Source organism: Nocardiopsis sp. NPDC006938, from assembly GCF_042869555.1.
Classification (GTDB): domain Bacteria; phylum Actinomycetota; class Actinomycetes; order Streptosporangiales; family Streptosporangiaceae; genus Nocardiopsis.
On record NZ_JBIAGA010000003.1, the window covers coordinates 366100 to 380897 of the forward strand.

The 14798-nt window shown below is 71.3% G+C and carries 11 protein-coding genes; 8 read left to right on the top strand and 3 right to left on the bottom strand.

What is annotated here, in order from left to right; all coding sequences use genetic code 11:
- Positions 1–48 precede the first annotated feature (48 nt).
- Positions 49–1170 carry a phosphoserine transaminase gene (serC, locus tag ACFYL4_RS07130; RefSeq protein WP_387517092.1) on the bottom strand — a complete coding sequence of 374 codons (1122 nt, stop codon included), beginning with the start codon at positions 1168–1170 and terminating at the stop codon, positions 49–51.
- 1074 nt (positions 1171–2244) lie between these two features.
- On the opposite strand from serC, the gene ACFYL4_RS07135 reads away from it, so the two are divergent.
- From ACFYL4_RS07135 to ACFYL4_RS07170, 8 genes are all read left to right on the top strand, one after another.
- Entirely contained in the window at positions 2245–5166 is a 2922-nt protein-coding gene (locus ACFYL4_RS07135; protein ID WP_387517094.1) for an ABC transporter substrate-binding protein, read from the top strand.
- Between the two features lie 13 nt (positions 5167–5179).
- On the top strand, positions 5180–5830 hold the full coding sequence (pdxH, locus tag ACFYL4_RS07140) for a pyridoxamine 5'-phosphate oxidase (RefSeq protein WP_387517096.1): 651 nt from the start codon (positions 5180–5182) through the stop codon (positions 5828–5830).
- 426 nt (positions 5831–6256) lie between these two features.
- Entirely contained in the window at positions 6257–6955 is a 699-nt protein-coding gene (locus ACFYL4_RS07145) for an iron dependent repressor, metal binding and dimerization domain protein (protein ID WP_387517098.1), read from the top strand.
- A gap of 152 nt (positions 6956–7107) precedes the next feature.
- Positions 7108–9387, top strand: coding sequence for a SpoIIE family protein phosphatase (locus tag ACFYL4_RS07150; RefSeq protein WP_387517100.1), 2280 nt, complete (start codon positions 7108–7110; stop codon positions 9385–9387).
- Positions 9388–9565: 178 nt separating this feature from the next.
- Entirely contained in the window at positions 9566–10459 is an 894-nt protein-coding gene (locus ACFYL4_RS07155; RefSeq protein WP_357768471.1) for an ABC transporter substrate-binding protein, read from the top strand.
- Positions 10456–11316 carry an amino acid ABC transporter permease gene (locus tag ACFYL4_RS07160; RefSeq protein WP_387517103.1) on the top strand — a complete coding sequence of 287 codons (861 nt, stop codon included), beginning with the start codon at positions 10456–10458 and terminating at the stop codon, positions 11314–11316. Before ACFYL4_RS07155 ends, ACFYL4_RS07160 begins: the two co-directional genes overlap by 4 nt.
- The gene (locus ACFYL4_RS07165) at positions 11313–12095 is read left to right on the top strand and encodes an amino acid ABC transporter ATP-binding protein (RefSeq protein ID WP_387517105.1); all 783 of its coding nucleotides are present in this window, start codon (positions 11313–11315) and stop codon (positions 12093–12095) included. The genes ACFYL4_RS07160 and ACFYL4_RS07165 overlap by 4 nt, the downstream gene beginning before the upstream one ends.
- A gap of 256 nt (positions 12096–12351) precedes the next feature.
- Positions 12352–13107, top strand: coding sequence for an NPP1 family protein (locus ACFYL4_RS07170; RefSeq protein ID WP_387517107.1), 756 nt, complete (start codon positions 12352–12354; stop codon positions 13105–13107).
- Positions 13108–13267: 160 nt separating this feature from the next.
- Here ACFYL4_RS07170 and ACFYL4_RS07175 read toward each other — a convergent pair whose 3' ends face one another.
- Both ACFYL4_RS07175 and ACFYL4_RS07180 read right to left on the bottom strand, forming a co-directional pair.
- Positions 13268–13435, bottom strand: a complete 168-nt coding sequence (locus tag ACFYL4_RS07175; RefSeq protein WP_184366419.1) for a hypothetical protein — start codon at positions 13433–13435, stop codon at positions 13268–13270.
- 28 nt (positions 13436–13463) lie between these two features.
- On the bottom strand, positions 13464–14606 hold the full coding sequence (locus ACFYL4_RS07180) for an acyl-CoA dehydrogenase family protein (RefSeq protein WP_357768479.1): 1143 nt from the start codon (positions 14604–14606) through the stop codon (positions 13464–13466).
- Positions 14607–14798: the final 192 nt, after the last annotated feature.

Sequence of the window (14798 nt, forward strand, 5' to 3'; positions counted from 1 at the left end):
TCTCCAGCGTCGGTGGACCGATTCAGGACGGTCTCCGGGTGATCCGCGTCAGGAGAGCTGGGCGAGGACGTGGTCGACGCACTCGGTGAGCGCGTTCACGTCGCTGGGCTCCACGGCGGGGAACATCGCCACGCGCAGCTGGTTGCGGCCCAGCTTGCGGTAGGGCTCGGTGTCCACGACGCCGTGGGCGCGCAGCACCTGGGCGATCCGGGCGGCGTCGACCTCATCGGAGAAGTCGATGGTGCCGACCACCTGGGAGCGCTGGGCCGGGTCGGCGACGAACGGCGACGCGACGGGGGAGCGGTCCGCCCAGTTGTAGAGGATCGAGCTGGACTCGTGGGTGCGGGCCACGGCCCACTTCAGCCCGCCCTGGCCGTTCATCCACTCCAACTGCTCGGCGAGGAGCAGGAGGGTGGCCACGGCCGGGGTGTTGTACGTCTGGTCCTTGGCGGAGTTGGCGACCGCCGTCGGCAGCGAGAAGAACTCGGGGACGTAGCGTCCGCTGGCCGCGATCTCGTCCACCCGGGCCAGGGCCCTGGGCGACATGACCGCGATCCACAGGCCGCCGTCGGCGGCGAAGCTCTTCTGCGGGGCGAAGTAGTAGACGTCGGTCTCGGTGATGTCGACGTGCAGGCCGCCCGCGCCGCTGGTGGCGTCGACCAGGACGAGGGCGTCCTCGTCCGCGCCGGCGACGCGGCGGATCGGCGCGGCCACACCGGTGGAGGTCTCGTTGTGGGTGAGCGCGTACACGTCCACCCCGGCCTCGGCGACGCTCTCGCCGTGGGTGCCCGGGTCGGTGGTGATGACCGTCGGGTCGTCCAGCCAGGGGGCGCCCTTGACGACCTTCGCGAACTTGCTGGAGAACTCGCCGAACGCCAGGTGCTGCGACTTGGAGCGCACCAGGCCGTGGGCGGCGATGTCCCAGAAGGCGGTGGTGCCGCCGTTGCCGAGGACCACCTCGTAGCCCTCGGGGAGGGAGAGGAGGTCGCGCACGCCTTCACGGACCCGGCCGACCAGGGACTTGACCGGCTTCTGCCGGTGGGAGGTCCCCAGGTAGCGGGAGCCGGAGGAGGCGAGGGCGTCGAGCTGGGCGGCACGGACTTTGGAGGGGCCGCTCCCGAAACGACCGTCGGCGGGCAGCAGGTTCGCGGGAATCTGAATCTCGGTCACGCGGACCAGCGTAGTGGTGGAGGTCGCCGGAGCGCCGGTCAGGTCGGCGATTGGTGGCGTGAAATCACGTGACCGTCACATCGAATCATCACAGGTGGGCGGGTGCTGGCCGGTATGGGCCAGCCCCAATCGCGACAAAGGGGATGTCGGCCCGGTGCCCTTTGCTGTCTAATGAGGCACTTGCCGGGGGGCGGACCAGACAACACGATCGCGGAGGGAAGCTTCGAGTGTCCGATCAGACACCTGGCGAAGAAGAACGGACGGACCGGACCGCCTTCGTCGGGGTCTTCGACAGCCTGCGCCGCCGCCCGACGCGCTCCGAGTACCTGACGCTCCGAGGCATGGCGCTCGCGGTGGCCCGGCGCCGTCCCGCCCGCAGGGGACGCCTCCAGCGCGGCGACGCCGCCGAGCCCCCTCCCGTGCTGGACGTGGTGACCGACCGCCGCGACGACCGCGCCGTCGTCCTCCGGGAGCTGGTGCGGGCCGGTGCGGTCGGCCCGGTGTGGCTGCTGCCCGAGGGTGTTCCGCGCGGTGAGGAACCGGAGGGGGAGCCCCGGGACCGGGAGCCCGGGGAAGCCGCGGGGCGGGGTACGGCTGACGCCCGAGAACCGGGCGCCGCCGGGGCCGACGCCGCCGCACCGGACCTCCACGCGCCCGGCACCCGCCCCGACGCCACGAGGCCGCACCGGGAACCCCGTCGTGGCGGCCTGACCCGCGCCCGGCTGTGGCGGAGCGTCTCCGGGGACCACGGCGCACCGTCCCCCGAACCGGAACCCGGGCCGCCCTCCGACACGGGACCGGAACCCGACGTCACCACCCAGGAGCTCTACGCCCTCCTGGAGCGGCTGGTCGACGGCGGTTTCGCCTGGAGGGACGATCAGCCCGAGGCCCCGCGCGGACGCAAACCACCGCCTCCGCCCCGCTTCTCGCAGGTCCGCTCCCTCCTGTGGCTCCAGCGCTGCCACCCCGGGGCCTTCCGTGCCTCCGACGCCGAGGGTGAGAGCCCCAGGGCCCGCGACGTCCTGCCCAACACCAGCGCCACCCAGGCGGAGGTGATCAAGGCCCTGCGCCGGGGTGCGCCTGGACAGCGCCCGCGACCGGAGGAGGGAGCTGCTGGAGCGCGCGGAACGCGCCGCCGAGGACGGCTCCGACGAGACCGCCCCCACCCGGTGGGAGCTCCTGCGCGGTCGCTGGACCGTCTGTGTGCGCTCGCTCGCGAGCGGCGCCGCCCGCTTCTCCCGCATGGTCACCGTGGCGTCGAAGTGGATCACCTTCGGCAACGCGGACGAGAAGGTGCTCACCCCGGTCTCCTTCGTCCTCTCCCTCTTCGTGGCGGCCGCGCCCTTCACGTTCGCGTACGTGGGGCTGGCCGCGCAGCAGGCCAACGAACTCGTGTCCCTGCTGGTCGGTGCGCTCCTGGCGTCCGTCTACGTGCTGACCGTGTTCTTCTTCCTGCTGCCGTGGCGCCCCTACCGGTGGCTGCGACACCACCGCTACGTGATGGACCCGCACCCGAGGCGGTCCTCCCCGCAGGGAGCGGACCGGGCGGCCGGGCAGGAGGCCGACGAGGAGGCGGACGACGAGGGCGCGCGGACCGGCGACCAGGGCCGGGGTCGCCACCGGGCCCACGGGGTGCGCCTGCTCAACAAGCTGAACAACCCCAGGATGAACGCGGGTCGGATCGGGTCGGTCCCGCCCCCGGTGACCCACCGGATCGCGGTCAACGCGTTCCTGGACGACCTCCAACGCGTCTACGGCGCGGGCCGGGGCCGCCGGAGGAGGGGAACGGGCGCCCGGCCGGTGCTCGTCTACGACCAGCACCGCCTGGACCGGGTCGGCCGTTACCTCGTCTGGTTGGTCGAGCAGGAGCGGTTGCGCCGGGCCTTTCCCGACCCTCTGTTGTTGGTGCAGGTCCGTGACGCCGGGCTCGCCCCGCTGCTCGGCGGTGCGGTCGACGCCGCCCTGTACGGTGACCTGCCCGAGTACAGGGTGGGTGAGGGCGAGGTGCGGAGCGACCCCGAGGAGGTCCGCTCGTGGCGGCGGCGCCGGTACCTGGCCGGTGTGCTCGGCACGGAGCGCGTCATCACCGCGAGGGTTCCCGCCCTGACCGGGGCCTCGGAGGTCCTCGGCCGACGCGGCACGCCCGAGTGGGTCCTGTCCGGGCCGTACCTGGCGGGGATGTGGACCTCCGGTGTCGCGGGCGCCACCGCCGTCCTGACCCTGCTCGGCATGGTGTTCGTGCCCTCGCTGGTGCAGGCCGGCAACCCGTGCGTCCAGCAGGGCGTGTGGCAGCCGCGCGGCATCGTCCGCAAGGGGGACCAGTGCGTCGGGGTCACCGACGGCGCGTTCGTCTTCCACGAGCGGCTGACCGAGGTCACCGAGCTCATCCACGAGCAGAACCAGGAGGTGGAGGCGAGCGGCCACCCCTACGTGACCATCGCCCACCTCGCCGAGTTCGACGTGGCCGATCCCGAGGACCCGTCGCTCTCCGGTAGCCAGGGGGAGCTTCTGGGCCTGGCCTACCAGCAGCGCGAGCACAACCGGATCAAGGACTCCCGGTACCCGCGCGTCCGACTGCTGATCGCCAACGCGGGCCGGGGGTGGGAGCACTCACTGGTGGCCGCGAAGGAGATCGTCGACCGCGCGGAGGACGAGCGCCTCGGGATGGACCGCCCCATCGCGGCGGTCGGATTCGGACACAGCGTCGTGCCCAACAGCAACGCGATCAAGGAGGTCGGGGACGCGTCGCTCACGATGGTGGGGACCACCGCGACCTTCGACGACGTCGCCCAGTACGGCCAGCGCGAGCACAGTGAGTTCTACTTCCCGGTCTCCCCGGCCAACTCGCGGATCGCCGAGCAGTCCGCGCACTGGGCGCGGGAGGGCGTGTCCTGGCGGGGGGCCGACGGGGTGGAACGCGGGTTGAAGCGGCACGACACCGCCGTGGCCATCGCCGGTGCCGAGACGGACGCCGACGGCGGGCGGCACGAGCAGTACGGCCCGCACCTGGCGCGGGAGTTCATGGCCGCCTTCGAGGACCGCGGCGGCCGGGTGTGGGAGGGCGCCCGCGACCTGGGACCGGAGGAGTACGACGGCCGGGGCGTGCTGCTCTACCGGGACGGCGACGAGGACGCCGACACCACCTACGAGCGGCAGCTGGAGCGCCTGTGCACCGACGACGATCCGCCCGACCTGCTCTACTACGCGGGCCGGTCCGACGACTTCACCGAGTTCTACCGCCGGTTCATCCGCACCGGCGGGGAGGACTGCGTCGACGGCCGCATGACGATCCTCGGCGGCGACGACGTCTCCAAGTTCGTCTCCGACGAGGAGGAGTTGATCGGCAACAACGCCGACCACCACTCGGTGTTCTACACGCCGTTGGCGCCCAGCGGCCCCTGGGGCGGGCCGGGCGGGAGTCCCGGCGGCAGTGACCAGGGCTTCTACGACGACATCGGCAAGCTGCTCGGGGAGCTGTACGGCGACGGCGACGGCGGGGGTGACGAGGACGGGGCGGCGGAGCGGCGGCGGGACCGGCCGCCGGGGAAGGCAGAGCTGCCGTCCGTCGCGCACGCGGCGGTGGCCAGCGACGCCCTCCTGGTGGTCTCCGAGGCGCTGCCCACCGTCGGCCTCACCCCGGAGGAGCTCCGGGCCCGCGGTCCGCTGCGGTGGATCGGCCTGGACCGGCACCCCTACCTGCGCACCCAGGAGCAGTACGAGGAGCAGCGGGAGGAGCTGCACGGCGCGGTGAAGCGGACCCGCAACCTCACCGGGGTCTCGGGCTACATCGAGTTCGACACCGGCAACGAGGGGAACTGGTTCGACGGCCGCATGGTGCAGTTGGTGCTGGTGGGGCCGGAGGTGGTCAATCCCGAAACCGGTGAACGCCAACGCCAGCACGTGGTCCAAAGGTGTGGCATGCGCAACGCGAACACGGTCGAACTCGGCGCCCGGTGTCTGCCCCTGGGCACCGGGAACGGGGCTGGCGCGCCGTGAGAGTATGCGTCGTGTGGACCACCAGAACCCCGCGGAACTGCGGAAACCGTACCTGGGTGCACCGCTGCGCCGCCGCGACCTCGCCGACCGTCCGATGGCCCAGTTCCACGTGTGGTTCGGCGAGGCGCACGAGTCGGGTCTCGCCGAGCCCAACGCGATGGTGTTGTCGTCGGTCGAGCCCTCCGGGATGCCCCGGTCGAGGACCGTCCTGATGAAGGGCTACGACGCGACCGGCCTGCGCTTCTTCACCAACTACACCTCGCGCAAGGGGCGCGCCCTGGCGGCCGACCCCCGCGCCAGCGTCGTGTTCCCCTGGCACGCGATCCGGCGCCAGGTCCTGGTCGCCGGGCGCGTGGAGCGGCTCGGGGACGAGGAGAACGACCTCTACTTCGCGTCCCGTCCCCGGGGGTCGCAGCTGGGCGCGTGGGCGAGCGAGCGCCAGTCGCGGCCGGTGGCCGACCGCGCCGAGCTGGACCGCCTCTACCGGGGGTTCGACACCGTGTGGCGGGCGGACGAGCCCGTCCCGAGGCCATCCTACTGGGGCGGCTTCCGCCTGGTGCCCAGCGAGGTGGAGTTCTGGCAGGGCGGCGAGGACCGCATGCACGACCGGTTCCGCTACCTGTGGACCGACGGGGGTTGGGTGGTCGAGCGCCTCGCGCCGTGAGCCCCCTGTGAGCCCCGGCTCCTCCCGGGCGGGGGCGCCGCCGACGCCGGTTCCCACGCCGCGTTCCCCGGAGTGACGTTGGTCGCGTCGAACGGGGGTTCGAGTCGACAGGGGCCGACCGGCCCCTGTGCGGGGGACCTTCGGATACTTCACACACCGACGGGATCACCTGCAGGCCTGTGACCTTGGACCCTTGCGCCGACGGAGGGTCGCGGTGGAGGAGTGTCCGGATCGTGAGACGGTGTCGAAATCCACGCACGCCGCGCCACGATATGCTGGACGCATCGGAGGTCGCTCCCGCGGTCGTGCGGACGCCCCGGTCCCCACCTGGCCCCAGGGAATCACGTGGTCCCGGCCTGTGTTGTGAGAGACCTGCCGTGCCCGCACGTGACCGCGCGTCGGGCGCAGAGCCTTGGGAGGGGAGTCTTGACCGCACACGGGCTGATCGACACCACGGAGATGTACCTCCGTACGGTCTTCGAGCTCGAAGAGGAGGGCATCGTCCCGCTTCGGGCCCGGATCGCCGAGCGCCTGCACCAGAGCGGCCCCACGGTGAGTCAGACCGTCGCCCGTATGGAGCGCGACGGCCTGCTGAGGGTCGAGAACGACCGCCACCTGGTGATGACCGCCGAGGGACGCAGGCTCGCCACCCACGTCATGCGCAAGCACCGTCTCGCCGAGCGCCTGCTCGTCGACGTCATCGGGCTGCCGTGGGAGGACGTCCACATCGAGGCCTGCCGCTGGGAGCACGTCATCTCCGAAGCCGTGGAGGAGCGCCTGGTCACGCTGCTCAACGCGCCCTCGGTGTGTCCGCACGGCAACCCGATCCCGGGCCTGGAGGAGCTGGGGCTGGAGGGGTACGCCCCCGAGCCGTTCACCGACGACTCCATCGTGCCGATGATCGACGCGGTCTCCCACACCGAGACCACCGTCACGGTGCGCCGTATCAGCGAACAGCTCCAGCCCGACGCGGACATCATGCTGACCTTGCGCGAATCCGGGGTACAACCCGGACAGGAAGTCGTGCTTCAGGCAACGGACGACGGCGTGCGCGTCATCGGCGCGAGCGAGAACACCGAGCTCCCGGCGGATGTCGCCGGGCACATCTTCGTCGCCAAGCCGTGAAGCGTTCGTCCACGTTGATTGGTTGCTCATCGGGATTGTCTCATTGCGCTGCGGGAACGTTGACGGTGTTGCTACGCTCGCCCCAAGGTGTGGTCGTTCGGGGTACCCGGAGCAGGCATGTGTGCAGCTCATGACGGCGAGGTGGCGGCTAGATGACACGGTGGGGTGAGCCCTTCCGGGAGAGCGACGCGCTCGCCACGGCCGAGGTCGTCGACCAGGCCCAGATCGCCATCGTCGTCATCGACCGGTTCAGCCTTCTTCGCTACTGGAACCCGTACGCCCGCGAGCTGTTCGGGTTCGTCGGCGGGCGCGACTACGTGGGCCTGTCCCTGCTGGACATCGGCATCCACGAGTCCGACCGCGAACACGCCTCCCAGTTGGCGCGGCGCGTGCTGCGCGGCGAGCCGTGGGAGGGCACTTTCGCGGTGCTCAAGGGCGACTCCACGTGGATTCACGTGCGGGCCCAGGCGGTGCCCATGCGCGACGACTCGGGGGAGATCGACGGGATCACCCTCATCGCCCACGAGGCGCTGCGCAGCGGCCGGGTCGAGGAGCAGTACGGCCTGCTCGAACGCATCGGCAGCCGACTGGCCAGCTCCCTGGAGTTCGACTCCACGGTCAGGGGCGTGGCCGGCATCCTGGTGCCGCAGTTCGCCGACCACTGCTTCATCGACCTCTTCGACCGCGACCGCCTGGTCAGACAGGTGTCCGTACACGCCGAGGGCTGGACGCCCCCGCCCGACACGTGGTTCGCGGTGGGCGACGAGGTCCGTTACCCCGAACGACACTTCGTCACCCAGGCGATGCGCCGCCTGGAGACGGTGGTGACCAGCGACCACCTCTACGAGAACTCTCCCAACGACCGGTCCGACCGGGTCTCCCGGCAGGTCGGGGTCACCTCCGCGATCGCCGCCCCGCTCCGGGCCCGGGGCGAGGTGCTGGGCGTGCTCACCATGGCCCTGTCCGGGCTCTCCCCCCGGCAGAAGAGCAGTTACGGCGGTTTCGACCGCGACCTGGTCGGCGCGATCGCCTCCCGGGTGGCGCTGGCCATCGACAACGCCCGGCTCTTCGAGGAGCAGCGCAGCACGGCGGTGGCCTTCCAACGCAGCCTGCTGCCCAGCGACTTCCCGCCCCTGGACGGGTTGACGGTCGCGCACCGCTACCTCCCGGCTGGCCCCCTCCAGGGCCACGGACACGGTATCCAGACCCAGGTCGGCGGCGACTTCTACGATGCCATCCCGCTTTCGGCCGGGCGGGTCGGCCTGGTCATCGGCGACGTCGAGGGCCGGGGACCGCACGCCGCCGCCGTCATGGGGCAGCTGCGCGCCGCGCTGCGCGCCTTCGCGCAGGCCGACCGGGAGCCCGCCGACATCCTGCGCGAGCTCGACGAGTGGGTCCGCCAGCTCGGTATCCCCGACAGCGGCGGCGACGTGTGGATTCCCAGCGTCAGCTGCCTGTACATGGTCTACGACGCCTGGTCCCGCGAGCTGTCCTACGCCAACGCCGGGCACGCCCCGCCCCTGCTCATCACCTCCGAGTCGGTCGAGACGCTCGACCTGGAGGTCAACGACCGCATGCTGGGGGTACGTGCCCGGGGCGGTTCGGGCGAGGACATCGTCTACCACCAGGCCGACCTGCGGCTGCCCCTGGGGGCGACGCTGGTCATGTACACCGACGGCCTGGTGGACCGGCGGCCGGTCGGCGGCCGCGCCGACCCCGAGCGCGCCCTGGCCAGGATGACCGAGCGGGTCGCCGAGGTGGCCGACAAGGACGTGGACCAGATCGCCGAGGCGGCCGTGCACAGCGTGCCCGGCGTCCTGGACGACGACACCGCCCTGATGGTGGTGCGCACCCACTCCGAGGAGCTGGCGCTGCGCGAGGGCTGGTTCCCCTCGGAGGCCTCCACGGTGGGCGCGGCCCGGCACCTGGCGGCCGACACCTTCAAGGAGTGGGGGGTCGACCGCGACCAGGCCGAACTGGCCTGCCTGCTGGTCTCCGAGATCGTCACCAACGTGGTCATCCACGCCACCCCGCACCCGGTGCACCGCGAGTTCACCGGCAACGGGGTGCTGGACTCCGAGACCCCGCTCGGCGCCGGGGGCGCAGCGGACGAGTTCGACGAGGACTGGAGCGACCTGCTGGAGGCGGTGGCGGAGGAGGACGAGTCCACCGACGACCCGGAGGAGAAGGAGTTTCTGCTCCGGTTGCGCCGTGGCGCGAACGCGGTCTGGGTGGAGGTCTTCGACCACGACCTCCGGCTGCCGCGCATCCGCAGCGCGGCCGCCGACGACGAGGGCGGGCGCGGCCTCTACCTGGTGGAACAGCTCGCCAGCCGGTGGGGTTCGCGTCCCACACCGGACGGCAAGGCGGTGTGGTTCGAGATGCCGATGCACGCGGAGGTCCGCGAGGCCGAGAAGGACGACGGGGAGTAGGCGGCCCGGGCACACGGGTCAGAGGTGGTCCGCGCCGTGGCACCGGTCCGCCGCCCGTTCCGTGATTCGTGCGAGCGGCCCGACGGGTGAGCGTGACGGAGACGACCTGGTTGTCAACTGCTTTGGTCGCTAATGTGGGGAAATCATCGTCCCCCGCCTGAGCCTTCCGGAGTAACCCGTGCCCCTGCGATCCCGTGCCCGTGGCCCCCTCGCCCCGCCCCTCGTCCGCCTGGGTGCCGTCGCGGCCGCCGCCGTCCTGCTGGCCACCGCCTGCTCCCCCGAGGAGGAGTCGGCCGCGTCCGGGCCCGGCGCCGCCTGCGAGCCCGGAGCCCTGCCCACGCTGACCGAGGGCACGCTCACCGTCGGTACGGACAGCCCGGCCTACCCGCCGTGGTTCGTCGGCGACGATCCGTCCAACGGCGAGGGGTTCGAGTCCGCCGTGGCCTACGCCGTCGCCGAGGAGCTGGGCTACCCCGCCGACCGCGTCGAGTGGACGGTGGTGACGTTCAACAACGCCATCGCCCCCGGTCCCAAGGCCTACGACTTCGACGTCAACCAGTTCTCCGTCACCGACGAGCGGCGCGCCGCCGTCGACTTCTCCTCCCCGTACTACGACGTCCGCCAGGCGGTCGTGGCGCTCTCCGACGGGGAGGCCGCCGGAGCCGAGGGCCTGGACGACCTGCGGGGGCTGGTGATCGGCGCCCAGGTCGGCACGACCAGCTACGACGCGCTGGTCACGAGTATCGACCCCGAGCCCGAGCCGCTGGTCTTCAACAACAACGACGACGCCAAGCAGGCCCTGGAGAACGGGCAGGTGGACGCGGTGGTGTTCGACCTGCCCACCGCCTTCTACGTCACCTCCGCCGAGCTGGAGGGCGCCGAGATCGTCGGGCAGCTGCCGAAGGCCGCGTCGGAGTCCGAGGAGGAGTCGTTCGGGCTGGTCCTCGACCTCGGCTCGCCCCTGACGGACTGCGTCACCGAGGCCGTGGACACCCTACGGGAGAACGGCACCCTCGCCGAGCTCGAACGGGAGTGGCTCGCCGAGGCCGCCGACGCCCCCGAACTGTCGTGACCGGGACGGAGGGAACGCGGGTCCCCAGCCTCCTGGAGACCGAGCGCGCCACGTTCCGCCGCCGCCAGGGCGTGCGCTCGGTCCTGGTGGGCGCGCTCTCCACAGCGCTGCTGGGGGCCGTCCTGGTGACCGTGGTGGTCGGCTCGCCGGGGTGGGAGCGGGTCCGGGAGACCTTCTTCGACCTCGGCGTCGCCCGTGAGGCCCTGCCCGCGGTGCTCACCGGGCTCTGGCTCAACCTGCGCGTCCTGCTGTTCTGCGCGTTGGGCGCCCTGGCCCTGGGCCTCCTCGTGGCGATCATGCGCACCCTGCGCGGGCCCGTGTTCTTCCCGCTGCGCGCCCTGGCCGCCTCGTACACCTACGGGTTCCGGGGCGCGCCGCTGATCATCGTGCTGTACCTGATGACCTTCGGCGTGCCCGGGCTGCGGCTGGAGGGCACTCCGAGCGTGCTGGTGCTCGGCGGTATCGCCCTGGTCATCACCTACGGCGCCTACATCGCCGAGGTGTTCCGGGCGGGGATCGAGTCGATCCACCCCAGCCAGATCGCGGCCGCCCGCTCGCTCGGCCTCACCTACACGCAGGCCATGCGCTGGGTGGTGCTCCCGCAGGCGGTGCGCCGGGTCTCGCCCCCGCTGCTCAACGACATGGTGGCGCTCCAGAAGGATGTGGGGCTGATCTCCCTGGCCGGGCCGATCGACGCCATCAGGGCGGCGCAGATCGCCACCGCACAGACCTACAACTTCACGCCCTACGTGGTGGCCGGGGTGCTGTTCGTGCTCATGGCGATCCCCTTGGTGGCCGTGACCGACTGGGTGACCGTCCGGGCCGCCCGCAGACAGTCATCGGAGGGGGCGAGGTGAGAGAGCTCGAACGGATCGCCCGGCTGGAGGGCGACACCCCGGTGCTGCGGGTGCGCGGGGTCCGCAAGGAGTTCCGGGGCAACGTGGTGCTCGACGGGCTCGACCTCGACGTGCCCGAACACGGTGTGGTGGTGCTGATCGGCGCCTCGGGCTCCGGCAAGTCGACCCTGCTGCGCTGCGCCAACCTGTTGGAGCCGATCAGTGACGGCGCCATCCACCTGGACGGCGAGCACGTCACCGATCCGCGTGTGGACCCCGACCGCGTGCGCCGCCGGATCGGCATGGTGTTCCAGGCGTTCAACCTGTTCCCGCACATGTCCGTGCTGGACAACGTTACCCTCGCCCCGCGCCGCGTCCACCGCAGGGCGCGCGCGGAGGCCGAGGAGCGGGCGCGCTCCCTGCTGGACCGGGTCGGTCTGCTGGACAAGGCGGGGGAGTACCCCGACCGGCTCTCCGGCGGGCAGCAGCAGCGCGTGGCGATCGTGCGGGCCCTGGTCAACTCCCCGCGCCTGCTCCTGCTGGACGAGGTGACCAGCGCGCTGGACCCGGAGCTGGTCGGCGAGGTGCTGGACCTGGTGCGTGGGCTGAGGGAGGACGGCATGACCATGCTCCTGGCCACGCACGAGATGGGCTTCGCCCGTCAGGTGGCCGACACCGTGTGCTTCCTCGACGGCGGGCGCGTCCTCGAACAGGGGCCGCCGGAACGGGTCCTGGGCGACCCGACGGAGCCGCGCACGCGCCGGTTCCTCCAACGCATCATCGACGCCGGTCGCCTCTGAACACGTTCGGAGCCCTTTTTCGCTGGTCGGGGACAGTGTCGCGGCAAACCTGTTTCCGGCCGGCAAAAAAAGGCCGCGAACCCACCTTGTTTGTCTGTAGTCGGTTGGTTACTTTATCCAGTGGTAAAGGATATGACCGGTTCGGGGAATGGTGGTGCGCGCATTGCGTGAACGCGGTGTGGAAGTGGTTCCGGGTTCCCCGTGGGGAAATGTGGGACAAAGTCCCAGGAGGTTCCCGGGGTCGCCTCGCCCGCCGGTGCGTTCCGGTCTGCGCGGTGGAGCCGCCCTCCTCGGTGCCCTTGCCCTGGTGGTCGCGGCGGCGGCGCCCGCCTTCGCGGCACCTCCACCCGCCCTTCCGGCCCATTCCACCGAGGCCGAGGCGAAATGGCAGCCCGCCTTCGACTACGACACGGACGGTTGCTATTCCACGCCCGCCATCGGGCCGGACGGAACCGTCGCCGAAGGTCTCAAGACCACCGGTGCCCTGAACGGAAACTGCCGGGACCAGTCGGACCTCGACAACACCAATTCGTATTCACGGGCCAGCTGCGACGGCGGGTGGTGCGCGTACATGTACGCGCTCTACTTCGAGAAGGACCAGATCATGCACGGCTGCTGCGGGCACCGACACGACCTGGAACACGTCGTCGTGTGGGTGCTGGAGGACGAGGCCCGGTACGTGTCCGCCTCCGCCCACGGCGGCTACGACACCCGCCCCGCCGAGGACGTGCTGTGGGAGGGCACGCACCCCAAGATCGTCTACCACAAGGACGGCCCCTCGACCCACGCGTTCCGGTTCGCGGCGGGCCACGACGACCCGCCCGAGAACCACTACGGCGAGTGGCAGTACCCGGACCTGGTCGGCTGGGACGGCTACCCGGAGGGCATCCGGGAGATCTTCGTGGCCGCCGACTACGGGGCCGCGCAGCTCGACCTCAAGGACGAGCGGTTCTCCGACGCGCTGGCCCGGGCCCTGCCCGACGGGATCGACTTCGACCCGTACGCCCCCTGAGCCGCACCCGCCCCGAGACCATCACGGTCGGGTCCACCCGCACGGTCCTCACCCGCCTTTGGACCGTGCGCCGGGCCCGTCCATCCCCCCGGACGCCGGAGGGCCCGCCTCCCCGGCGACACGGGGAGGCGGGCCCTCGGTGCGTTCCGCGCGACCGCGTTCAGCGGTAGGAGTTGGCCCACAGCAGCAGGCACACGAAGACGAAGAACACGACGATGCCGCTGGTCGCCCAGGGGATGTGGATTCTGGGCCGGAGCTTGCGCACGGCGATGACCAACAGCACCACCAGCAGGCCCATCACGATGAGGCCGTCCCACGATCCGCTCACGACGGGGTCCCTTCGGGGTTCGGGGGTGCTACAGGCCCAGGCCCCTGCCCACGATCTCCTTCATGATCTCGGTGGTGCCACCGTAGATCGTCTGGACTCGGGAGTCCTGCCAGGCCCGTGCCACGGGGTATTCCATCATGTACCCGTACCCGCCGTGAAGCTGGAGGCAACGGTCCATGACCCGGTTGCACATCTCGGTGGTCCACCACTTGGCCTTGGCGGCGTCCTCGACGGTGAGTTCGCCCTTGTTGAGCAGCTCGACCCCGCGGTCCACGTAGGTGCGGGCCAGGTCCACCTCGGTGGCCAACTCGGCCAGGACGAAACGGGTGTTCTGGAACCGTCCGATCGGTCGTCCGAAGGCGGTCCGCTCACGGCAGTACTCGATCGTGTGCTGGAGGACGTGGTCGGCCGAGGCGGCCGCGCAGGTGGCGATGGACAGCCGCTCCTGCGGCAGGTTCTGGAGCAGGTGGATGAACCCCTGCCCCTCGGTGCCGATGAGGTTGGCCGCAGGGACACGGACGTCGTCGAAGAAGAGCTCCGCGGTGTCCTGGGCCTTCATGCCGACCTTGTCGAGGTTGCGGCCGCGCTCGAACCCGGCGGCACCGCGTTCCACGGCGATGAGCGAGAATCCCTGCGCCCCGGCGTCGGGATCGGTCTGGCAGACCACGATGACGAGGTCGGCGTTGACGCCGTTGGTGATGAAGGTCTTGCTGCCGTTGACGACGAAGTGGTCGCCGTCGCGCACGGCGGAGGTGCGGATGCCCTGGAGGTCGCTGCCGGTGCCGGGCTCGGTCATGGCGATGGCGGTGATCAGCTCGCCGCTGGCGAAGCCGGGGAGCCAGCGCCGCTTCTGCTCGTCGGTGGTCAGGCCGACCATGTAGGGGGCCATGACGTCGTTCTGGAGGGTGATCCCGAGACCGCTGGCGTGTGCGCGGCAGATCTCCTCGTTGACGATCTGGTTGTAGCGGTAGTCGTCGAGGCCGGTGCCGCCGTACTCCTCGGGGACCCCGTGGCCGAGCAGGCCCACGGCGCCCGCCCGCACCCACACCTCGCGCGGCACGATGCCGTCCTTCTCCCACTGGTCGTGGAAGGGGACCACGTCCCGCCTGAGGAACTCGGCCACCGATGCGCGGAAGAGGTCGTGGTCGGCGTCGAAGAGTTCCCGCTTCATGCTCAGCTCCGGAGGTGTCGGGGATCACTGTGTTCCCACACGGTAACCGAACCGCGTTCGGTTTTGAAGTACGGGGGCAAGCCGGGGCAAAGTTCCGGGGCCCTCGGGCGGTTCCCCCGGAAAGGCGCGGGCCGGGGTTCCTAGGGTGGACCAGCAGCCGGGCCGCGAGGAGTCGGGCGGCCGACCCCGGGA